This window comes from Brevibacterium sp. OS20 (genome assembly GCF_056837565.1).
In genome coordinates this window covers 2,732,687-2,754,609 of record NZ_CM166367.1, presented here as the reverse complement: position 1 = coordinate 2,754,609, position 21,923 = coordinate 2,732,687, and the positions used below count along the sequence as shown (strand labels likewise).

The window sequence follows — 21,923 nt, the reverse complement described above, 5'->3', positions numbered from 1 at the left end:
AGACATGACGAACGAGACGCAGCACTTCCACGGCGAATACAAGGTCATCGGCGGCAAACTCGTCGTCGCCGATGTCACCACCGACGGCAAGACCATCACCGAGGTGAAGATCTCCGGGGACTTCTTCCTCGAACCCGAGGAAGCCTATTTCGACCTGGCACCGGCCCTCGTCGGCGCCAGCGTCACTGCCGATAATGCGGCGCTGCGCGGCCGCCTCGACGAGGCTCTGGCCGGCTACGGTTCGGAACTGGCGATGCACGGCTTCTCCACCGCCGATATCGCCACCGTCGTGCGACGGGCGCTGGGTTCGGCGGCGAACTTCACTGACTTCGACTGGCAGGTCATTCGCGGCGAGGTGCTGCCGACTCAGCTCAATGTGGCACTTGATCAGGTCCTGCTCGAGGAAGTTGCGGCAGGTCGTCGTCAGCCGACCCTGCGGTTCTGGGAGTGGGAGGACACGGCCACCGTCATCGGGGCCTTCCAGTCCTACGTCAACGAGCTGCGGCCCGAAGGCGTGGAGAAGTACGACGTCCAGGTCGTGCGTCGCATCTCGGGCGGAGGTGCGATGTTCATGGAAGGCGGCAACTGCATCACCTATTCGATGTTCGTCCCGCCTGCCCTCGTCGCCGGCCTCGACTATGAGGAGTCGTATGTGTTCCTCGACCAGTGGGTGCTCGCGGCTCTCAAGACTCTCGGCGTTGAGGCGTTCTACAAGCCGATCAACGACATCTCCTCGACCGGAGGCAAGATCGGCGGTGCCGCACAGAAGCGCAATCGCGACGGCACACTGCTCCACCACGCGACGATGAGCTACGACATCGACGCGGACAAGATGGTCGAAGTTCTGCGCATCGGCGAAGCGAAGATCTCCGACAAGGGAGTGGCGAGCGCGAAGAAGCGCGTCGATCCGCTGCGGAGTCAGACCGGTGAGGCGCGCAAAGACATCATCGATGTCATGGCGGACACCTTCGCCACCCGCTACGGGGCCACTTACGGCACCTACACGGAGGAGGAACTCAAGCGGGCCCAGGAACTCGTCGATGAGAAGTTCGGAACCGAGAAGTGGACGCACCGAGTGCCGTGAGCACCTCTGAATCCACCGCTTTCCGGGGCACGATCGTGGCCCTCGGCGGTGGTGGATTCTCGATGTCCGAGACCGGGGAATCGGCCATTGACGACGAGCTGGTGCGCATGGCCGCCAGACGGATCCGCGGCGGCGCTGAGGACGAGGCCGGTGCTCAGAGCGGCTTCGGCACCTCTGTTGGACTCCCGAACGTCTGCTTCGTCCCGACGGCATCCGGTGACAGCCGTGACTACAGCGAAAGGTTCGAAGCGGCATTCGCGGCGCGGGCACGAACCCATGTCCTCTCCCTGTTCGGGCAGAGTCCGTGGGACTACCAGGATCCGGCGATGCTGCTCGACATGGACCTCATCTACGTCGGCGGCGGCTCCACGGCGAACCTGCTCAGCCTCTGGCGGAGGCATGGCGTCGACCAACGGATGAGAGAAGCGGCCGCCGGAGGAACGATCCTCGCCGGCATCAGCGCCGGTGCAAGCTGCTGGTTCGAGGCATCCTCGACGGATTCGTTCGGTCCGCTGGCACCGCTGAACGACGGGCTCGGCTTCCTGCGGGGGAGTGCCTGCCCGCACTTCCATGGAGAATCCGGACGGAAGGAATCCTTCCGGGAATGGATCGCACAGGGCCGACTTCCGGGCCCCGGAATCGCCATCGATGATCATGCCGCGGTCGTATACGTCGACGGTGCGGCCACCTCGGTGATGGTGGAATCCGCGGGGGCGCAGGCGTTCGTCGTTGATACGGGCGGTCGCCTGCACAACCTCGACGAACAGGGCCCCGTCGCATCTGTCAGCCAAGGCGGTTGAGGCGAGGAGAATTTCGGTGCGGACCGGTCGCCGCAACCAGCCGGGCTGTCTGTAGGATTGGGAATCAATCACGTCCCCTTCAATAGGAGAGCCATGCGCCAGGTCGAACCGTCCGTTGAACTGCTCGCCAAGCCCAATATCGATTGGGAAGCGATGAGGACTTACCTCGACGAGGTGGGCGGAACCTCCTGGGCGGACCGGGTCGAAGATGCGGAATCTCCCGACGCCGAGGATCTCCTCGAGTTCTCCGGACGCATGTGCTATCGCTCGTGGGAGCCGGGACTCAACCCGAACGTCTCGCGGGTGCGCACCGATTCCGCGCAGTACCTCGGCAACGTCGTGAAGTCCCAGCACGGATCCGTGCTCGAACACGCGAACTTCACCTTCGTCCTCCACAACGTCTCGCGCGTGCTCACCCACGAACTCATCCGCCACCGCGCAGGATCGGCGTTCTCGCAGGAATCGCTGCGCTACGTCCGCCTCACGGACATCCCGTTCTGGTTCCCCGAGTGGGCCCGCGAAGATCCCGAACTCATGGAACGCAGCCTCAAGGTCCTCGACACCCTCGAGGAGCACCAGCAGTGGATGGCCGATCATTTCGAGCTTGACGAGGAGGGCACGAAGTTCTCCCACAAGAAGCACATGACCTCGTTCATGCGCCGCTTCGCCCCCGAGGGCCTGGCGACCGGAATCGTCTACACCGCGAACCTGCGTTCTCTGCGCCACGTCATCGAAATGCGCACTGCGAAGGGCGCTGAAGAGGAGATCCGCCTCATCTTCAACAAGATCGGCGAGGTCATGCGCGAAGAGGCACCGGCAGTCTTCGCCGACTACGAAGTCGTCGACGGAGAATGGATCCCCGGCACGCGCAAGGCCTGAGACCACGCAAGGCCTGTTGCGAAGCGTCCGGAGACCTCCGATCGCCTCACACCTACAGACACCTGACCCGCCCAGCCACACCTGACGCCGACGTCAGACAGATTTCAGGAGGAACCGTCATGGCAGATATCTACGCAGCTCAGCTCAATCCCGGCAAGCTCGACGTCGTCACCGACTGGGTTGCCAAGCAGGACTGGGCCGCCGAGCTCGACCTCGCGGCGAACCCGCTCGAGACTGTTACCGCGTACCGCTTCGACGACCCTGCCGGCGAAGTGGGCATCGAGATCCACATCGTGAAGAGCGGCGACCAGCTGCTGCAGGTGCCGCTGACCTACCGCGGAGCACCGCTCGAAGGCGCCGACGAAGCATTCGTGGCGAATATGGAGCATTCGGTGCTCGGCAAGCGGTGGGTCTACGGCGGCATGGGTGACCCGCTGTTCCGGCAGCGCCTCGACCACACCATCGCCACCGCGTCGACCGCAGCGAAGCAGTACCGCGTCGATGCTGAGGGCAACCGGGGCGAAGAGATCACCGAGTTGGCCCACGCCTTCGGGACGGGACCTCTGCCGGGTGCCGGCGACGTCGAGATCCTCTACCGCCTGTCGCCCGAGTCTCCGGCGGAGAAGTCCGACGCCGGTCTGCTGTTGGGCCGCTGGGATGGCCAGGACACGAATGTCGTCCTCGCCATCATGGTCTGAGGGCTCGTCAGCACGATCTGAGGGACTCGACCCAGCACCGAACAGGACAATTGACTGACAGCAGGGGAGGAATCGGAACTCATGAGCAGCGACTGCATCTTCTGCCAGATCGTCGCAGGTGACGCACCGAGTGCGCCGATCGCCGAGACCGAGTCGACCTTAGCGTTCATGGACATCCAGCCCGGGTCGGACGGGCATCTGCTCGTCGTGCCGAAACGTCACAGCACGGACCTGCGGGATATCCCGGCCGAAGATCTGTCTGCGGTGGCGCTCGAATCCCAGCGCATCGCCAAGCACGCTTTCGATGCATGGGGAGCCGATGGCGTCAATCTCCTCAACTGCTGCGGTGCCGAGGCGTGGCAGACGGTCTTCCACTTCCATATGCACGTCATTCCGCGCTACCGGGACAGGGACAAAGACCGCTTGCGGCTGCCGTTCGAACCCGGAATCCGCGGGAATCAGGAACTCATCGGATTCCTGGCCGCGAGCATGCGGGAGTCACTCGGCGACGAATGAGGCATTGCCGTGATCGCCGCCGTTGCGCTCGACCTCGCCGAGGCGACTCACAGTGCCCGGACCGCCGGCCGTCTCACCTGGCCAGGTCGATGATCGTCATCCCCGCCGAGGCAGAGGGTGACCCCATCGCCTCCATCGCCGCGGGCGCCTCGTCGAGTCCGATGACAGTAGTGACCAGCTCCTGCGGACGCAATCGTCCCTGAACGACAAGGTCCACGAGCTCTGGGTACTCGGCCGCAGCCATTCCGTGCGAGCCGAGCACGCTGAGCTCGAGAGCGATCACGCGCGGCAGATCGACGACCGGCTCCGCGGGCAGCAGCCCGATCTGCACATGCCGACCCAAAGGTGCCAGAGCACCGATCGCCGCCCGGATCGTGTCCTCCCTGCCCAGGGCATCAACGGTCACAGCCACCCCGTCGGGATCGGTCGACGCGAACTGCGCGACCACCTCGGCGCTCAGCTCCTCAGGGCTGAGATCCCGAGCATTGACGCATCGTGCGGCACCGAACTCACGGGCGGATTCCAAGGCCGCATCGCTGACGTCGATGGCGATCACCTTCGCACCGAGGGCCCCGGCGATCATGATTGTCGACAGTCCCACCCCGCCGCAGCCGAAGACGGCGACAGTCTCGTCCGCGGCAAGGTGAGCCCGCACTCGCAGACCATGGAAGGCCGTGGCGAATCGACATCCGAGCCCGACGACGGCCGCGGCCGGCAGGTCCTCGGGCACGGCCACGAGGTTGGCATCGGCATTGTGGATGACGACCTGATCCGCCCACGACCCGAAATGCGTGAATCCCGGTTGGGTCTGATCGGGGCACACCTGCGCATTGCCGGAAACGCACCACCGGCAGCTGCCGCAACCGCACACAAAAGGAACAGTCACCCGTTGGCCGACGTGGAAGTCCTGTACGCCCACACCCGCCGAGGCGACCCGACCGACCAGCTCATGCCCGGGCACGTGGGGCAGAGTGATCGTCGAATCGTGGCCGGCCCACGCGTGATGGTCGCTGCGGCACACCCCGGTGGCTTCGATGTCGATGACGACGCCCGCACCAGGTGCGGTCGGGGCGGGAATGTCCGTGAGTTCGGGACGGACGGAGAACTGGTCGAAGAGGACGGCGCGCATACCGCCGATCGTAGGCTCGCCGGTGCCGCGACCGCGAAGACGTCCACGAAATGGCGCGGCCGCAGCGACCGGTCAGCACAGCGGGCCCGGCGCAGCCGCAGCGGCTAACCAGCGCAGCCACCAGGCGACTCAGCGCGGATGGACTCCCGCGACTGCCAAGGCATCGAGCAGGCGCGACCGCAGCGACTGCGCCCTGCCGGAGAAATCCTTCTGCCGCTCCATGTACTCGGCCTTGCCCGCAGCGGTCTCGATGGCGACGACCCCGTAGCCCCAACCACGCAGGTCATAGGGGGAGGCCTCCATGTCCAGGGTGCGGATGTCGAGCGCGAGGTCGAAGCAGTCGACGACGAGATCCGAATCAGCGATCGGCGAGATCTTCATCGCCCATTTGTACAGATCCATCCCCGCGTGCAGACACCCGGGCTGCTCGTTGGCGACCATGCCCTCGCGGCTCGGCTGCAAGGTGTTGAGCGGCCGGGCCGGTGCGGTGAAGAAACGGAACGCATCATGATGCGAACACTGGATGCGGTGGCCTTCGACCACGGCATCGGTCTCGGCGGGGCTCAGCCGCAGCGGCACCTGCTGATGCCGGCGCTGCTCGTCGGTGAGACGGTAGACCATCGCCCATTCGTGGATGCCGAAGCACCCGAAGTTCGCTTCCCGACCCAATGTCGACGACAGCAGCGAGGCGATGAACTTCGCTCCGTCCCCACGGTCGGTGCGCCAGGACTCGAGGTCCACCTCGGCGAAATTCTGCGCATCGTCGATGCGATACCACCGACGGTCGAAATACCGACGATCTTCGGCCGTCTCAAGCGCGACACGCACACCCGGCCCGGGATGCCATTTCTTCAGCTGCCCGACCTTGAACGGGTAGTAGGTGAAGAGGAAGTCTTCGACCGGGTGGGTCTCCTGTCGCATCCGCCGGTCGATATGCGCATCGGTGCGCTCGGCGATCCGATGTTCGTGCTCGTCACGCAGCTCGCGCCAGATCTCGGCAGGAACGACACCGTCACCGAGGCGGCCCGACGATGCGTCGGCACGCTCGGTCGCCGCCCTGGATGGGGCGGGAGTCGTGGTCGAGAGTGCGGAAGTCACCGCACCATTGTCCCAGACGGTCGAGTCGGGCTCCAGCTCAGCGACTCGAGCGCTTCGTGCCCTTCGCCGCCGGTGCGGTGAGTGGATCCTCCGGCCACGGATGCTTCGGGTAGCGGCCCCGGTTCTCGGCCCTGACATGGGCATACGCATTCGCCCAAAACGACGCGAGATCACTGGTCACCGCCAGGGGCCGCCTGGCGGGGGAGAGCAGATGCATGCTGACAGGCACCCGGCCGTCGCAGATGCGAGGCACATCGGTCCAGCCGAAGCACTCCTGGAGTTTGACCGCGAGGATCGGGCTCGGGAGCTCGGCGCGCTCGGGATCCGGATACTCGAGGCGGACGTGTGATCCGCTGGGCACCTCGATATGGGTCGGGGCCAGCTCATCGAGCCGAGCCGCCTCGGGCCACGGCAGCAGACCGCGCAGCGCGGAGACGAGGTCCACGCGGGCATGATCGGAGCCCTTCGCGATCCGGTCGAGCGCATCAGGACACCACTGGTCGAGCGTCTCAGAGAGGTGCTCCCACGTCACGTCCGGCCACGGGTCCCCGTAGATCGCGCGAAGCAGTCCCAGCCGGGCGCGCAGCGATTCGAAAGCCTCGGAGGGACGCAGAACCTCGCGGGCTCCTCGTTCTCGCACCGATTCGGCGATGGCGCGGCGGGCGAGTTCGCGACCGGCCTGGATCGGGGTGGAGGTCAGTTCGATTCCGCCGAGGCGGCTGCGCCGTACCGCACGGACCTTCCCGGACTCGAACGTCGCCGTCTCCTCCGTGTGCAGCAGCCCGGCGCCGGCGAGTTCCGCGGTGTCGACGTCGATGGGCACAGCAGATCGGATGATCGCACGCGATCCGGCGAGGCCCACCTCGGCGATAGCCAACCATGGGCTGCCCTGCAGAGAGGACTCCCGCGGCAGGCTCGCCGCCGTGCCTGAGGCGAGCAGGTATTCGGAATCGGAGGCGCCGCGCAGACGCGCGATCTGCAGGGGATAGGACAGCGCCGTGACGAGCCCGAGATCCTCGGAAGTCAACGCTGTGCCGGAACCGCCGTTGACTTCAGCGCGGTCGCCGATTCCACCGTTCCCGGTGTCGCCTCCCGTGTCGCCGCCATCGCCACCCTCGCCGCCATCGGAGGCGAACTCGCGTGCGATCGACGCGAACCGTTTGCGGTCCTGAGCGAATCGAGTATCCCTGCTGCGCCGCAGGTGCCGCAGCAGCGCGGAGAGATCGGCGCCTGGAGCCCGCTGATCGGATTCGATGACGGCGACTGCTTCTGCCGCACGAGCGGGAGAGAGCAGGGCGGCCCCGTCGAGGAGACCACGTGCCGACCACACCGAGGCGGGAACCGCCGCGATCGCCCGCCCCGTCTGGGTGACGTTCAGTGCTGATATCGGGAACTCGGCAGTGTCGGGGAGCTCACCGGCGGAGCGCTCGCCTCCTGCACCGTCCATTGCCGCTGCCGAGATCTCCACGGCTCCCAAAGCGACCAGGTTGTCGACCGCCTGCCGTTTCGGTCCGGCCGGCAGCGGATCTGGCAAGAGGGTCTCGTCGCCGCCCCACACAGCGAGTGCGAGCACTGCGGAGGTGAGATCGGAGGTCGCAATTTCGGGAGGAGTGTGCTCGGGCAGGCTTGCCCAATCCGCCTCTGACATGCACCGATACGCAACACCCGGTCCCTGCCGGGCGGCACGACCGGAGCGCTGTGTTCCCGAAGCCTTCGACTCCCGCATCGTGACCAGCCCGGACATGCGACGCCGCGTATCCAGCCGTGGTCCTCGGGAGAGCCCGGAGTCGACGACGATGCGGACCCCATCGATCGTCAGCGCCGACTCTGCCACCGAGGTCGAAACGATGACGCGACGGTTCCGTCCCTCGTCGGTGCGTGGGCGCAGAATCGCGTCCTGCTCTTTCGCGGGGGTCCGCCCCGTGAGAGTGTGCACCTCGATCGTGTCACCGGTACCCGAACCACCAGAGCCGATCGGTCCGCCATCACCCGAACCGCCACCTGATTCCACACGGCGCTGCACGCGAGAGGCCACCTCGTCGACTTCGCGTGCACCGGGAGCGAAGACGAGGACGTCGCCCTCACCGGTCTCAGTCAGCGCACGCACCGTCGTCGCCGCCAGATGATCAAGGAAATCCCAGGTCACACCCCGCGCATCAAGGGGCCGATCCTTCGCCGGTGCCCACCGTATCTCCAAGGGATGAGGATCGGCGGACACCGGCAGCAGCGTCGCCGGCGACTGCGGTCCGTCACCGAGACGCGCGGCCCACAGCTGCGCATCCAAGGTCGCCGACATGACGACCACGGACAGGTCCTCGCGCAGATCAGCCAATTCCCGGCACATCGCGAACGCGAGATCCGTATCCAGCTGCCGCTCATGCACCTCGTCGAGAATGACCCCGTCGATACCGGTCAGCTCCGGATCGCGCAGCAGTCGGGACAGAAGCACACCCGTGGTGACGAACTCGATCCGTGTCGCCCGCGAAGTCCGCGATTCACCGCGGACGGTGAACCCCACCACCTCGCCGAGGCGGGTCCCCGTCAACGACGCGAGCCGCCTGGCCGCGGCGCGGGCCGCCATCCGCCGGGGCTGGGTGACGATGATGCGGCCCGGACCGGCCACGTGCTCAGCGATCATCGGCGGCACCACGGTGGTCTTACCGGTTCCGGGAGGAGCCTCCACGACCAATCTCGGGGCGGGGGCCGCCTCGCCGAGGCCCAGCTCATCGATGAGCGCGGCGGCGGGCAGGCCGGCCCCGATACGGGCGAGATCGAAGGTGTGCGGGAGGTGCGGATCGGGCATGCCACCAGTCTCTCAGCAGGGCGGCCCCGCCCGCACACGGGACACAGCGGGGGATCTGTGGAGACCCGATCGCGGATCGATGAGCACCGACGCGCGGAAGGCACCAGGCACTGACTAGACTGTGACACATGCGTATCGCCAGATTTGTACATCAGGACGAACCCAAATACGGAGTCGTCGAGGGTGAAGTGCCGCCGATCACCGACGGAAGCTGGGACACGTCGGGACTCGAACTCGCCGTTCTCGACTCGGACCCCTTCTTCTCTCCGGCCCAATCGACAGGCGAGAGGCTGAAGATCGACGATGTGCGTCTGGTCAGCCCCATCCTGCCGCGTTCCAAGGTGATCGGCGTGGGCCGCAACTTCGCCGCACACGCAGCAGAACTCGGCAACGAGGTTCCCGTGACTCCGGTGACCTTCTTCAAACCGAACACCGCGGTCATCGGCCCCGGCGACCCCATCCGCCTGCCCGCGATCAGCGAATACGTCTCCTATGAGGCCGAACTCGCCGTCGTCATCGGCCGTGTGGCCAAGGGTGTGAAGGCGGAGAACGCCTTCGACCATGTTCTCGGCTATACCGCGAGCAACGATGTCACCCTGCGCGACCTCCAGAAGTCGGACAAGCAGTGGACGCGGGCGAAGGGCTTCGACACCTCGGCCCCGCTGGGTCCCTGGATCGAAACCGAACTCGACGTCGACGACCTCGGCATCCGCTCCTGGGTCGACGGGGATCTCAAGCAGGACGGCACCACCGCCGACTTCATCTTCGATATCCCGACCATCATCGAACACCTGTCGGAGACGATCACCCTGCTGCCCGGCGATGTCATCCTCACCGGAACCCCGGAGGGGGTCGGCCAGATCGTGTCCGGCAACCGCGTCGACATCGCCATCGAAGGACTCGGCGTCCTGTCGAACCCGGTCATGGACGCCTGAACCCACCGCCGCCTCGGCGATCGCATCCACGGAACACCAGAGCCGCCGAACCACCAGCGCCACCGCGCACACCACAGACTCACACCCGAGAAGATCACGCAAAGGACAATCGTGAGCGTCAAAGTTCGTTTCTGCCCATCACCCACCGGCACCCCGCACGTCGGTATGGTCCGCACAGCCCTGTTCAACTGGGCCTATGCCAAGCACACCGGCGGCAAGTTCGTCTTCCGCATCGAGGACACCGACGCGGCACGTGACTCCGAGGAGAGCTTCGGTCAGGTCGTCGAGGCGCTGAAATGGCTGGGCCTGGACTGGGACGAAGGCATCGAGGTCGGCGGAGACAACGGACCCTACCGCCAGTCCCAGCGTGGCGAGATCTACGCCGACGTCATCGAGAAGCTCAAGGCCGGCGGCCACATCTACGAGTCCTACTCGACCAACGAGGAAGTCGAAGCCCGGCACAAGGCCGCAGGCCGTGACCCGAAGCTCGGCTACGACGGGTACGACCGCGACCTCACCGACGAGCAGAAGGCTGCCTTCCGCGCCGAGGGTCGCGAACCCGTGTGGCGCGTGCGCATGCCCGATGAGGACATCACCTTCACCGACCTCGTGCGCGGCGACATCACCTTCAAGGCCGGCACCGTTCCCGACTTCGTCGTCGTTCGTGCCAACGGCCAGCCGCTGTACACCCTGGTCAACCCCGTCGACGACGCGCTCATGGGCATCACCCATGTGCTCCGTGGCGAGGACATCCTGTCCTCGACCCCGCGTCAGATCGCTCTCTACGAACACCTCAAGGCCATCGGCATCGCCGAGGCGACTCCCGAGTTCGGCCACCTGCCCTACGTCATGGGCGAAGGCAACAAGAAGCTGTCGAAGCGCGACCCCGAATCGAATCTGTTCCTCCATCGCGAGAACGGATTCATCCCCGAGGGACTCATCAACTACCTCGCCTTGCTCGGCTGGTCCATCGGACCCGACCGCGACGTGTTCAGCGTCAAGAAATTCACCGAGGCCTTCGACATCCACGACGTCCTGCCCAACCCGGCCCGCTTCGACGTGAAGAAGGCCACCGCCATCAACGCCGACCACATCCGCCTCCTCGAGCCGGATGACTTCCGTGACCGTCTGGTGCCGTATCTCCAGGCCGCCGAGGTGCTCCCAGAGTCCCCGACAGATGCTCAGCTGGCGATCCTCAACGAGGCGGCTCCGCTCGTGCAGACCCGCATGAAGCTGCTCGGAGAGGCTCCCGACCTGCTCGCGTTCCTCTTCACCTCCGATGACGACCTCGTCATGGCCGAAGACGGACTGAAGACGCTCAAGGACTCCGCCCCCGAGGTGCTCGCCGCCTCCATCGAGGTCCTCGAAGGGCTCGACGACTGGACCACGGCGAAGCTCGAAGAGGTGCTGTCGGCGAAACTCGTCGACGAGATGGAGATCAAACCGCGCCTGGCCTACGGACCCCTGCGTGTGGCCGTGTCCGGCCGCAAGGTCTCACCACCGCTGTTCGAGTCGATGGAGATCCTCGGCAAGGACTCCTCGCTGAAGCGCCTCAAGGCACTCGCGGCGCAGCTGTGACCATGGTCGAGCAGAAGAACTGGACCCGTGGGGGACTGCACTTCCGTGACGTGACGGTCACCGTGCCCTTCGACCATTTCGGACGGTCGGGGGAGGCCGCCTCGGCGGGGGAGAACGCCGCGACTGCCGCCTCGGGGAAGGTGGATCTGCCGGATACGATCGACGTGTTCGCCCGGATCATCGCCACCGAGGCGGACAGTCAGAAGCCCTACCTCGTGTACCTGCAGGGCGGGCCCGGCGTGGAAGCCCCGCGCCCGGGCGTCGTCGGCGGTCCCGGCGGCTGGGTGAAGCGTGCCCTCGAGGAATTCCAGGTCGTCATGCTCGACCAGCGTGGAACCGGAAGATCGAATCCGATCGGCTCTGTCGATGGGGCCATCACCGGACTGGAGACGGTAGGGGACGACCCGGCCGCGATCGCCGAGGCGCTGTCCTTCTTCCGTGCCGATTCGATCGTCGAGGACGCGGAGATCCTGCGCCGCCACCTCGGCGCGGAAACCTGGTCCCTGCTGGGGCAGTCCTTCGGCGGCTTCACGACTCTGCGCTACATCTCCGCGCATTCGAGTGCCCTTCACGAGGTGTACTTCACCGGCGGTCTGCCGGCGATCGGCCTCGACCCGGCGACCGTCTACGGACGCACGTGGGAGGGCATGATCCGCAAGTCCGAGCAGTATTACGCAGCGTTCCCCGGCGACCGTGAGAAGATGCGGCGCCTCGGCGACCTTGCGTCTGTCGGCGACGGTCTCGCCCTGCCCGGGGGAGCGCGGGCGACGCCGGAGCGGATCCGTCTGCTCGGGCACTTCCTCGGCGCCTCGGATGGTCCGGAGAAGCTGCATTATCTGCTCGACCTCGACTTCTCTTCGGGGGCTTTCCGGCATGACCTTGCCGCGTCTCTGCCGTTCTCGGGGCGCAACCCGCTCTATGCCGTCATCCACGAATCCTGCTGGGCCGACGGCACGGTGACGAACTGGGCGGCCAGGAGGGCGATGCCCGATGCCGTGGTCAATGATCCGACGCTGCTGGCCGGCGAGCATGCCGGGCCGGAGTCGCTGCATGAGGATCCGGAGCTTACGCCCTTCGCCGAGGTGGCCGAGCTCGTCGCCGCACGTCAGTGGCCCGGTCTCTACGATGTCGACGCTCTGCAGGCCGCCTCGGTGCGTGGTGCGGCGGCAGTGTACTTCGAAGACGCGTACGTGCCGGTGGAGTATTCGCTGGCCACGGCCGAGCATCTCTCCGGGGTGCAGCCGTGGGTGACGAACGAGTACGAACACAACGGTCTGCGCGCCGACGGCTACCGGGTCCTCGACCGGCTCATCGGCCTCGCTCGCGGGTGAGGCCGGGGCCGTCGGGGCCGGCAGAGCGAGCCTGCGCGCGCGGGACTTCTGGGCCTGTCGACGGGCCGGGTGCGGTGAGCCTATTCTGTTAAGAAGGTCACACTGAAAAGGAGCCTCTCGGATTTGTCGGGAGGCGGGGTGCTTGTGTAGAGTTATATCTCGTTGCTCAGGGAAATCTCCTCGGGGATAACCTTGAAAAACATTGGGCTATGGTGTAATTGGCAGCACGAGTGATTCTGGTTCATTTAGTCTAGGTTCAAGTCCTGGTAGCCCAGCGGACACAGTCTGGATCAGTCCAGGAGTGTTGTTCTAGCCCCCGTCGTCTAGTGGCCTAGGACGCCGCCCTCTCAAGGCGGTAACGGCAGTTCGAATCTGCTCGGGGGTACGGTTGAGCCCCGCATCGAATTTCGGTGCGGGGCTCACTCTAATTCACGGGCGTTCCTGCACCGTGTCAGCATCTGCGGGTTCAAGATTCATATGCACTGATTGAGATCACCACTTCTGCACATTGAAGCCGCTCCTGCACCAGAAATATAGGGCGCAGTGAGTCAGTGGCCGACTGAATCGGCGATGCGCTTCGTATGTTCGGCAGTCTTGATATTGGAGACGATGAGCTCGAGCACGAGACGCACGCCGATGACCCACAGGGCCGGGATGATCCAGCCGAAGATGATCGACAGGATCAGTGGAAGCACGCTGAAGCTCGGTCCGCCGCTGAGGTAGCTCGACGCCGAACCTGCGGCGATTCCCGTGGTGATGCCGGCGACGATAGTCCCGAGATAGGACAGGACCGCGACCACGATCGCGATGATGTAGATGAAGCCCGCCCACTTCACCGCGATAAAGTTGTCGAAGCGGATATCGAACAGCGACTTGAAGAACCCAGCCTGCTGAGGCGCCGACTGCGGAGCCTGACCATACCCAGGCTGACCATACGCAGGCTGACCATAAGCCTGCTGCTGGGCCGCTCCTTGCGAGTATGCGTGCTGCTGATAAGGATCCTGCTGATAGGCGCCGGGCTGCGAATACCCGCCCTGCTGGTACGGCTGCCCCTGTGCCTGATAGGCATTGGGATCATAGGTGCCCTGCTGATAGGTGGGCTGCTCGGGCTGGAACTGCGCATCCTGGCCAGGCTGCGATGCCGGTGCATCCTGGTTGGGCTGGAACTGAGTGTCCTGAGGATTCTGCGCCGACTGGTCCGAGGCGGACTGGGCACTCTCCGGCTGGTCGCTCGCACCGGGGTTCTGGCCGTCGAGATTCTGCTCAGCCGAGCTGCTGTTCGGGTCGTTCGGGTTCTGCGGTGTCGACATGGTGTCCCCTTCGAGAATGGAACGCACCCAGGACAGGGCACGCTCGCCTGATATCTGCCTGTAGTCGCAACCTATCAGGATGCGCCGACTCGCGGCAGGGCGACTGTCATTTCGGAAGGAAGCACGAAGTGTCGTCTGCCCCGGTCAGAGCGATGCTCCACTCGACGACAAGCTCGTCACCCGGGGCGACGACGTCGAAGTCCTCGCCGGCTTCGCCCGCTGCGAATGCATTCGGGGGACAGGTCATCGGCTCGATCGCAATCGCCCGACGTGCCAGATCCTCATCGAGGCCGTCGCCCGTACACGCCTGCCAGGTGCGGAACCCCGGCCCCATCCCGACGACGACCTCGCGCAGATCTGCACCCTTCAGCCGTGCCCGCGACCATCCGTCGTCACCGCGCCGAGGTGAGCCGTACGCATCATCGAGGACCGTGCCGCCGATGAGGCGCAGCGCCCGGAAGTCCTTGCACACCATGCATGCCGAATCATCGGAGGCATGATCGGCCGGGACGGCAGTGCCGTCATCGAAGGGGCGAACAGCCGTGGGGATAAGCCGCTCATCGGTCTCGTACCAGCGCGCAGCGGGAATGACGAGCTGAGCCTCATCGACAAGGGCACCGTCAACGGGGTCGGTTGTACCCGATGGGGCCGTGCCCGGGGAGAGCCACGGATGAAATCCGAAACCGAACGGTGCGGGAGCCGACCCCGTGTTCAGGGCACGTGCGCGCATGCGCAGCTCCGCCTCGGCGAGTTCGAAATCCACCTGCAGATCGAACCTGAACGGATACCCCGCAGTCGGCTCCAGCGTGAATGCGAGACTGACCGTCGACTCGGTGCGCTCGACTACGGACCATTCGACATCGGCGACGAGGCCGTGCAAGGCAGTACCCCGCTCGGGCTCGGTGATCGGCAGCCGGTAGCTGTCCCCGGCGAAGTCGTAGCGACCCCCATCGATCCGGTTCGGCCAGGGGGCGAGCACGGCTCCGTCGAACGCGTTCATCGGCACCACGACCGGACGATCGCCGACGCTGAAGCGAACCAGGCTCGCGCCGATGGGGGAGATGACCGCCGCTGACTCGTCACAGGCGAGTTCGATGGTGGCGGTCATGGGTCTCCAGGGTGCTCGAGCGCGGGAAGAACAGTTGCAGATATTCTACGCCGTCCGCACGCATCCGGGCCGCCAGATGTTAGCATTATGATCGAAAATGATAACTTTTGGGAGGTCTGATGCTAGCGTCGCATCGCCGGGCGAACCTGTCCGATGGTCGCGAGATCCTGTTCTTCCAGGACCCCGACTCACCTGCACCGACGATCGCCGCCGACCCCCGGCCACACGATTCGCGCCCCGACAGCGGAACCCTGCGCTTCGACGTCCTCACCGGCGAATGGGTCGCCGTGGCCACCCACCGACAGACCCGCACCCACCTGCCCGCCGCCGCCGAGTGCCCGCTGTGCCCGTCGACGACGGACCGTCCCACAGAGATCCCGGCAGTGGACTTCGACGTCGCCGTCTTCGAGAACCGCTTCCCCTCCCTCGGCCCCGGCCTCGGTGATGTTCCGTCCGCGCAGAGCGTGGACACCACCTTCGCCGAGGCGGCCGCCGACTCCGCCGAAACCGTGACCTCCGTGCTGTCGGGACCGGGATACGGCCGCTGCGAAGTCGTCGTCTTCTCCTCGGAGCACACCGGCTCCTTCGCGGGCCTCGGCACCGCGCGTGCCCGCACCGTCATCGACGCGTGGGCCAATCGGACCGCCGAACTCGCTGCGCTGCCGGGCATCGAACAGGTCTTCATGTTCGAGAACCGCGGGGAGGAGATCGGGGTGACGATGAACCACCCGCACGGTCAGATCTATGCTTACCCCTATGTCACCCCGCACACCGCGATCACCTCGGCCCGGGCGCATGAACACCTGCGCCGGACCGGTCGGCCGCTGCTCGGCGATGTGCTCGCCTTCGAACGCGAGGCAGGAGAGCGAATGATTCTTGAGACCGATCACTTCTCCGCTTTCGTGCCCTTCGCGGCCCGCTGGCCGATCGAGGTCCACCTCGTTCCGCACCGCCAGGTGGGAAGCGTCGACGAGCTCGACGAGACCGAACGCGACGACCTGGCCCGCGTCTATCCGGAGGTGCTGCGCCGCATCGACGGCCTCTACCCGAGTCCCACACCGTATATCGCGGCCTGGCACCAGGCGCCGGTCAACAGTGCCGACCGCCGCGCCGACTGGCTCCACCTCGAGATCACGAGCCCCCGTCGTGCGGAGAACAAGCTGAAGTTCCTCGCCGGTTCGGAGGCCGCCATGGGTGCCTTCGTCGGCGACGTCTCCGCCGAGGAGACCGCAGCCAGACTGCGTGCCGTGGCCCTGGAACCCCTCGCCGGGGCAGCCGTACCCGTGAGCGCGAACGCGAGCACGGCTTCGGCGTTCGACCCGGGAGACGATCGTTCATGACCACAGAGACCCCCGAGGCCGTATCCACACCGACCCCCGGACACCTCGCCGAGGAGTTCGAGTCCCTGTTCGGATACCGTCCGATCGGTTCCTTCCGTGCTCCAGGCAGGGTGAACTTCATCGGCGAACACACCGACTACAACGCCGGCTTCGTCCTGCCGATCGCCATCGATCGGGCGGTGTACGTCGCCATCGGTCGGCGACCCGACAACGGCGCTGCCGGGCGAGGCGGGGACGCCTCAGAGCAGCAGGTCGATGACGCAGGGAACACTGGATCTGTGGAACCGCCTCGGCGTGGGGAGAGCATTCGCATCGTTTCAGACCATCGCGATGACACCGGCCAGAGAATGTTCGGCCAGTTCGCGGCCGCGGAACTCGTGCCCGGAACCCTGCCCGGTTGGCTGAGTCATCCTGCGGGAGTCGTCGATGAGATCGCGAAGACCACCGGCACGGTGGTCGGCGGAGTCGACCTCTATATCGAATCCACCGTGCCTGTCGGTGCCGGACTGTCGTCATCGCACGCACTCGAAGTCGCGGTGCTCATCGCCCTCGACGAGGTGTATGGCCTCGGCCTCGACGACCGGGAGAAAGTCCTGCTGACTCAGCGAGCCGAGAACGACTTCGTCGGTGCGCCGACGGGCATCGTCGACCAGGCCGCGTCGATCATGACCGAGGCCGGGCATGCGCTCTTCCTCGACTGCCGTGACCTCAGCGCTCGCCAGATTCCCTTCGACCTCGACGCCGAGGGGCTCATACTCCTCGTCATCGACTCGAAGGTCTCTCACTCGCACAGCGAAAGCGGGTACGGCGCCAGACGGAGGACCTGTGAGGAGTCCGCCGCGATCTTCGGAGTCGACAGTCTGCGGGAACTCGCCGATGACGTCGACCTGAGCGAACTGACCGAGGAGCAGCGGAAGCGGGTGCGCCACGTCATCGCCGAAAACGCTCGGGTCCGCGCCACCGTCGAACTGCTCGAGGACAATGAACGAGCAACCGGCGACGACCATGACGCGCGCATCAGTGCCATCGGCGACCTGTTGGTGGCCTCCCACGAATCTCTGCAGCACGACTACGAGGTCTCGTGCGTCGAACTCGACGTGGCGGTGGCCGCCGCGATGGGAGCCGGGGCGCTCGGCGCGCGGATGATCGGCGGCGGCTTCGGCGGTTCCGCGATCGCCCTCATCCACGCAGACCGGGTCGAACAGGTCGGCGATGCCGTCACCTCGGCATTCGCCGAGCACGGCTACGGGGAGCCGGACATCTTCGCCGTCAGTGCCGGCCGGGGCGCTGCCCGTTTCGACTGAGCTCCTGATTCGGCCGAACCTGTTTCGGCTGAGCCGCCGGTGCAGCCGAGCCGGGCAGGCATTGACCTCTCGAAGCAACGCGGTTCATGCTTGAACCTCAGACGAGGATGAACTCGGAGCGGGGGAGCGGCATGGATATCTGCGACGTCAATGGAGTGAGCCTCGGCGTCGACGAGTTCGGCGAGGCGGATGCGCCGCTGGTTCTCTGCCTCGGCGCCCCGACGATGCTGTCCTGGCCCGATGCTCTGTGCGAGCAGCTGGCAGAGCAGGGACGTCACGTTGTGCGCTGCGATCTCCGGGATGCCGGGGCCTCGAGCCATGGTGACCTCGAATCACCGGACTACACCCTGCGGGACCTTGCTGCTGATGCCGCCGAACTCGCACGGATCTTCGACGGTCGGCCCGCTCATCTCGCGGGAATCGGTATCAGCGGAATGATTGCGCAGGTCGCGGCTCTCGACCATCCGAAGGCGTTTTCGGCACTCACTCTCATCGGCACCCGACCGGTCGCTCCCGGCCCGGTCGACGATGACCTGCCGGATCATGATGAGGCGACGATGGGTCCGCTCTTCTCCCGACCGCAGCCGGACTGGACGGACGTCTACTCGGTGGCCGACTATATGGCCGAAGGTGCACGGATCCTCGGCGACGACCCTGAAGAGGCACGGGCAGTCGCCGCGCGGATCTGGGCACGCACGCAGAGCTCTGATTCAGAACAGGGCTCAGTTCCGACACAGAACTCGGATCCGGAAGCTCATCTGGCCGATCAACTGGGAATGGTGTTCTCCCGCCTCGATTGCCAGCCACGCTGGCGAGAACGACTGCCGCAGCTGCGAGTGCCGACGCTGGTCATGCACGGCAGGCGTGACCCGTTCTTCCCCGTGGGCAATGGAGTGGCGCTCGCCCGGGAGATTCCAGATGCCCGGCTGCTGACCCTCGAGAACGCCTCGACCGTCGTACCGACCGCCGACACCCCCGAGGTTGCTGCAGCGATGGCAGCGCTCTGAGCGGATCGACGCAGACTGAGGCGATCAGTCGGTGCCGGCCGCGCCTGCGGCGTCGTCGGGGGTTTCGACGATGCGGATCGGGCGCAGCTTCGCCCAGATGAGGAAGACGGCTGCGGCGATGATGAGGCCGATTCCGGTCCACAGGTTCGCATCGACCCCGCCGGTGCGCTCTGCTTCGTCGGGGGTGAAGCCGACGATTCCGGCGATCGTGAGGATGACGCCGAAGATCGCCAGCAGCGCACCGATGAAGTTGCGGACGTCGAAGGCGCCTGCGGTCTTGGTCAGTTCGTTGGATTTGCTCATGGTCTCACTGGCTCCTTCAGCCGAATGTCACGTTGAGGATGATGACGAGCACCAGGGCGACACCCGCGACGGGCACGGGGCGCTTCCAGAACGGCGCCTTCGGTTCGCTGAGGTCCTCGAAATCGGACTTCGGGGTCTCCGAGTAGACGAGTCCGCGCAGCTCCGCGGCGGGCTTCGGCGTGGTGAACAGGGTGACGATCACCGACAGGACGATGTCGACGACGAACGCTGTGCTGGCCGCGAGGAATGCGGCACCCTGGCCGGGCAGGTCGAGGACTCCGGTCTCGGCGAGGATGAACACGAACACGGCCGAGAGCGTGCCGCCGACGAGGCCGACCCAACCGGCGGTCGCCGACATCCGCTTCCAGAACATACCGAGGATGAACGTGGCGAACAGCGGGGCGTTGAAGAAGCCGAACAGCGTCTGCAGGTAGTCCATGAGGTTGGAGAAGTTGCCCGCGATGAGCGCTGTGAAGATCGCGACGACACAGGCACCGATCGTCGCCCAGCGGCCGATCTTCAGGTAGTAGTCGTCCTCGCGGTCCTTGACCACGTACTGCTGCCACAGGTCATAGCTGAAGACCGTGTTGAACGCGGAGATGTTCGCGGCCATACCGGCCATGAACGCGGCGAGGAGGCCGGCGATCGCCACACCGAGGAGACCGTTGGGCAGGACCTCGCGCATGAGCAGCAGGAGCGCATCGTTGTACGTCACGCCCGTCTGTTCGAGCGCGGTCGCCTCGTCGATGGAGGCCGAGATCTCCTTGAACTGCGTCATCTGCGGCACGAGGACCGCGGCGATCATGCCGGGGACGACGACGATGAAGGGGATGAGCATCTTCGGGAACGCGCCGATGATCGGGGTCAGGCGCGCGGCATTGATCGACTTCGACGCCATGGCGCGCTGGACCTCGACGAAGTTCGTCGTCCAGTAGCCGAAGGAGAGGACGAAGCCGAGGCCGAAGACGATGCCGACGACCGAGAGCACGGGGTTGGAGAAGCCGGAGAGCTGCTCGCCGGGCCAGCTGCTCAGCTGCTCGGCGCCGAGCATTCCGTCATTGCTCACTCGGTCGACCAGCCCGTCCCAGCCGCCGACGCGGTTGAGGCCGATGAGGGTGAGCGGCAGGAGGGCTGCGACGATGACGAAGAACTGCAGCACCTCGTTGTAGATGGCCGCACTCAGTCCGCCGAGGGTGATGTAGGACAGGACGATCGCGGCGGCGACGATAAGAGTGATCCATAGCGGCCAGCCGAGCAGGCGATTGACGATCGTGCCGAGCAGGAACAGGTTGACGCCGGCGATGAGCAGCTGTGCGACGGCGAAGGACAGCGCGTTGACGAGGTGGGCGCCCGTGCCGAAGCGCTTGCGCATGAACTCCGGAACCGACCGGACCTTCGAACCGTAGTAGAAGGGCATCATTACGACGCCGAGGAACAGCATCGCCGGGACCGCGCCGATCCAGAAGTAGTGCATCGTCGGCATTCCGTACTGGGCTCCCGTGGCGGACATGCCCATGATCTCCACGGCGCCGAGGTTGGCCGAGACGAACGCGAGAGCCGTGACCCAAGCAGGCAGGCTCCGTCCGGAGAGGAGGAACTCGATGCTCGAGGAGATCCCGCGCTTGGCGAACCAGCCGATGCCGAGGACGAAGATGAAGTAGATCGCTATCAGCAGATAGTCGATCCACTGTGCGTCCAAGCGGATTGCTTCCAAGGTTCCTCCATATGCGTCAGTGCATCGCTTCGTAATGCGTCAGTGCATGGCTGCGTGTGGTGTATGACACCCGAGTGGACACTTTAGAGGATTGTGAGCCTGATCGCTAGTGATCGAACCTGAACAGTTTTGATCGTTTGCTGGCGAGGGTCAGACGACCTCGACCTCAACGCCCGCCTCGCGCAGGGCGGTGAGTTCGGATTCCTCGCTCTTCGAATCGGTGATGAGCTGCTGGATCTGCTCGGTCGGAACAGTGAGCACCGATGAGCGGAGACCGACCTTCGTGTGATCGACGAGCGCGGTGACGCGCCCTGCCCCGGCGGCCATGGCCCGATCTGTATCGGCGACAGGAAAGGCGGGAGTCGAGAGCCCGAAGTCCGCGGCCAGTCCGTTCCCGGAGAGGAAGACGGTGTCGGCGCGCAGGCCGAGCAGCTGAGACACAGTGCCGCCGCCGACGAAGGCCCGGATCGAATGGCGCAGCAGACCGCCGACAACGATGACCTCGTTGTCGGGGGAGGAGACCATGGCCTCGGCGACGAGCAGCGAATTCGTCACCACGCGCAGACCCGAACGCGTCACGAGCTCCTTGGCCAGCAGTTCGGTCGTCGTTCCCGGCCCCAGCGCCACGACGTCGCCGTTGCGCACCTGGGCCGCTGCAGCACGCGCGATCGCCGTCTTCTCGGCCAGAGCCTGCTCGAGCTTCTCCGCATAGCTCGACTCCCGCGCGCTCGAGGCGAGAACGGCGCCGCCGTGGGTGCGGATGAGTCTGCCCTCCTCGGCGAGCTGATCGAGGTCCCGGCGGATGGTCACGGCCGAAGTATCGAGCTTCTCCGACAGGGAAGTGATGGAGACGGCGCCGTCTCTCTCGATCGTATCGACGATGATGTTGCGTCTCTGAGCGGCGATCATGGGGCCATAGTACAAGCCCGGAGGTCGGGCCGACTTCAAGGACGAGGCACGACCGCGGGCCCGGAGGGATGATCCTC

Annotated in this window: 19 protein-coding genes and 2 tRNA genes; 13 read left to right on the top strand and 8 right to left on the bottom strand. The window is 65.7% G+C overall.

The genetic code is table 11. From position 1 onward, the window contains the following. The first annotated feature begins 4 nt into the window (after positions 1-4). From lplB to ACVZTU_RS12340, 5 genes are all read left to right on the top strand, one after another. Positions 5-1,084: a lipoate-protein ligase small subunit gene (gene lplB / locus ACVZTU_RS12360; protein ID WP_139468854.1), complete on the top strand. Its 1,080-nt coding sequence runs from the start codon at positions 5-7 to the stop codon at positions 1,082-1,084. Then, positions 1,081-1,884: a Type 1 glutamine amidotransferase-like domain-containing protein gene (locus tag ACVZTU_RS12355; RefSeq protein ID WP_482400498.1), complete on the top strand. Its 804-nt coding sequence runs from the start codon at positions 1,081-1,083 to the stop codon at positions 1,882-1,884. The genes lplB and ACVZTU_RS12355 overlap by 4 nt, the downstream gene beginning before the upstream one ends. A 93-nt stretch (positions 1,885-1,977) precedes the next feature. Beyond that, a complete protein-coding gene (thyX, locus tag ACVZTU_RS12350) occupies positions 1,978-2,763 on the top strand; it encodes an FAD-dependent thymidylate synthase (RefSeq protein ID WP_139468853.1) in 786 nt (261 codons plus the stop codon). Positions 2,764-2,882: 119 nt separating this feature from the next. Beyond that, on the top strand, positions 2,883-3,461 hold the full coding sequence (locus tag ACVZTU_RS12345) for a maltokinase N-terminal cap-like domain-containing protein (protein ID WP_482400497.1): 579 nt from the start codon (positions 2,883-2,885) through the stop codon (positions 3,459-3,461). An 81-nt stretch (positions 3,462-3,542) separates the two neighbouring features. After that, a complete protein-coding gene (locus tag ACVZTU_RS12340) occupies positions 3,543-3,977 on the top strand; it encodes an HIT family protein (RefSeq protein ID WP_139468851.1) in 435 nt (144 codons plus the stop codon). Positions 3,978-4,050: 73 nt separating this feature from the next. Here ACVZTU_RS12340 and ACVZTU_RS12335 read toward each other — a convergent pair whose 3' ends face one another. The 3 genes from ACVZTU_RS12335 to hrpB all read right to left on the bottom strand — a co-directional run bounded on the left by ACVZTU_RS12335 (position 4,051) and on the right by hrpB (position 9,007). Continuing rightward, entirely contained in the window at positions 4,051-5,106 is a 1,056-nt protein-coding gene (locus tag ACVZTU_RS12335; RefSeq protein WP_482400496.1) for a zinc-binding dehydrogenase, read from the bottom strand. A 129-nt stretch (positions 5,107-5,235) separates the two neighbouring features. Then, the gene (locus tag ACVZTU_RS12330; protein WP_345788947.1) at positions 5,236-6,204 is read right to left on the bottom strand and encodes a 3-methyladenine DNA glycosylase; all 969 of its coding nucleotides are present in this window, start codon (positions 6,202-6,204) and stop codon (positions 5,236-5,238) included. 37 nt (positions 6,205-6,241) lie between these two features. After that, positions 6,242-9,007 carry an ATP-dependent helicase HrpB gene (hrpB, locus tag ACVZTU_RS12325; protein ID WP_482400495.1) on the bottom strand — a complete coding sequence of 922 codons (2,766 nt, stop codon included), beginning with the start codon at positions 9,005-9,007 and terminating at the stop codon, positions 6,242-6,244. Positions 9,008-9,135: 128 nt separating this feature from the next. Here hrpB and ACVZTU_RS12320 point away from each other — a divergent pair, with 128 nt between their 5' ends. The 5 genes from ACVZTU_RS12320 (at position 9,136) to ACVZTU_RS12300 (ending at position 13,236) form a co-directional block, all read left to right on the top strand. Then, complete coding sequence (locus ACVZTU_RS12320) at positions 9,136-9,942, top strand: fumarylacetoacetate hydrolase family protein (RefSeq protein ID WP_139468848.1); 807 nt, start codon at positions 9,136-9,138, stop codon at positions 9,940-9,942. A 111-nt stretch (positions 9,943-10,053) separates the two neighbouring features. After that, positions 10,054-11,520: a glutamate--tRNA ligase gene (gene gltX / locus ACVZTU_RS12315; protein WP_482400494.1), complete on the top strand. Its 1,467-nt coding sequence runs from the start codon at positions 10,054-10,056 to the stop codon at positions 11,518-11,520. Positions 11,521-11,522: 2 nt separating this feature from the next. Beyond that, positions 11,523-12,851 (top strand): alpha/beta fold hydrolase, encoded by a 1,329-nt coding sequence (locus ACVZTU_RS12310; protein ID WP_139468846.1) that lies wholly within the window; start codon positions 11,523-11,525, stop codon positions 12,849-12,851. A 203-nt stretch (positions 12,852-13,054) separates the two neighbouring features. Continuing rightward, positions 13,055-13,126 (top strand) — tRNA-Gln (locus ACVZTU_RS12305). Between the two features lie 37 nt (positions 13,127-13,163). Next, positions 13,164-13,236: transfer RNA gene (locus tag ACVZTU_RS12300), tRNA-Glu, on the top strand. A gap of 163 nt (positions 13,237-13,399) precedes the next feature. Here ACVZTU_RS12300 and ACVZTU_RS12295 read toward each other — a convergent pair. Further along, entirely contained in the window at positions 13,400-14,161 is a 762-nt protein-coding gene (locus ACVZTU_RS12295; protein WP_139468845.1) for a DUF4282 domain-containing protein, read from the bottom strand. Between the two features lie 106 nt (positions 14,162-14,267). Continuing rightward, on the bottom strand, positions 14,268-15,269 hold the full coding sequence (locus tag ACVZTU_RS12290) for an aldose 1-epimerase family protein (RefSeq protein WP_139468844.1): 1,002 nt from the start codon (positions 15,267-15,269) through the stop codon (positions 14,268-14,270). A gap of 119 nt (positions 15,270-15,388) precedes the next feature. Between ACVZTU_RS12290 and galT the strand changes: the two genes are divergently transcribed. The 3 genes from galT to ACVZTU_RS12275 all read left to right on the top strand — a co-directional run bounded on the left by galT (position 15,389) and on the right by ACVZTU_RS12275 (position 18,920). Further along, positions 15,389-16,609: a galactose-1-phosphate uridylyltransferase gene (gene galT / locus ACVZTU_RS12285; protein WP_482400493.1), complete on the top strand. Its 1,221-nt coding sequence runs from the start codon at positions 15,389-15,391 to the stop codon at positions 16,607-16,609. After that, positions 16,606-17,913, top strand: coding sequence for a galactokinase (gene galK, locus ACVZTU_RS12280; RefSeq protein ID WP_139468842.1), 1,308 nt, complete (start codon positions 16,606-16,608; stop codon positions 17,911-17,913). The genes galT and galK overlap by 4 nt, the downstream gene beginning before the upstream one ends. Positions 17,914-17,999: 86 nt before the next feature. Next, positions 18,000-18,920 carry an alpha/beta fold hydrolase gene (locus ACVZTU_RS12275; RefSeq protein WP_482400492.1) on the top strand — a complete coding sequence of 307 codons (921 nt, stop codon included), beginning with the start codon at positions 18,000-18,002 and terminating at the stop codon, positions 18,918-18,920. A gap of 24 nt (positions 18,921-18,944) precedes the next feature. Here ACVZTU_RS12275 and ACVZTU_RS12270 read toward each other — a convergent pair whose 3' ends face one another. The 3 genes from ACVZTU_RS12270 to ACVZTU_RS12260 all read right to left on the bottom strand — a co-directional run bounded on the left by ACVZTU_RS12270 (position 18,945) and on the right by ACVZTU_RS12260 (position 21,846). Continuing rightward, entirely contained in the window at positions 18,945-19,223 is a 279-nt protein-coding gene (locus ACVZTU_RS12270) for a hypothetical protein (protein WP_139468840.1), read from the bottom strand. Positions 19,224-19,239: 16 nt separating this feature from the next. After that, positions 19,240-20,937, bottom strand: a complete 1,698-nt coding sequence (locus tag ACVZTU_RS12265) for a sodium:solute symporter family protein (protein ID WP_139468839.1) — start codon at positions 20,935-20,937, stop codon at positions 19,240-19,242. Between the two features lie 150 nt (positions 20,938-21,087). Next, positions 21,088-21,846 carry a DeoR/GlpR family DNA-binding transcription regulator gene (locus ACVZTU_RS12260; protein ID WP_139468838.1) on the bottom strand — a complete coding sequence of 253 codons (759 nt, stop codon included), beginning with the start codon at positions 21,844-21,846 and terminating at the stop codon, positions 21,088-21,090. Between the last annotated feature and the right edge of the window lie 77 nt (positions 21,847-21,923).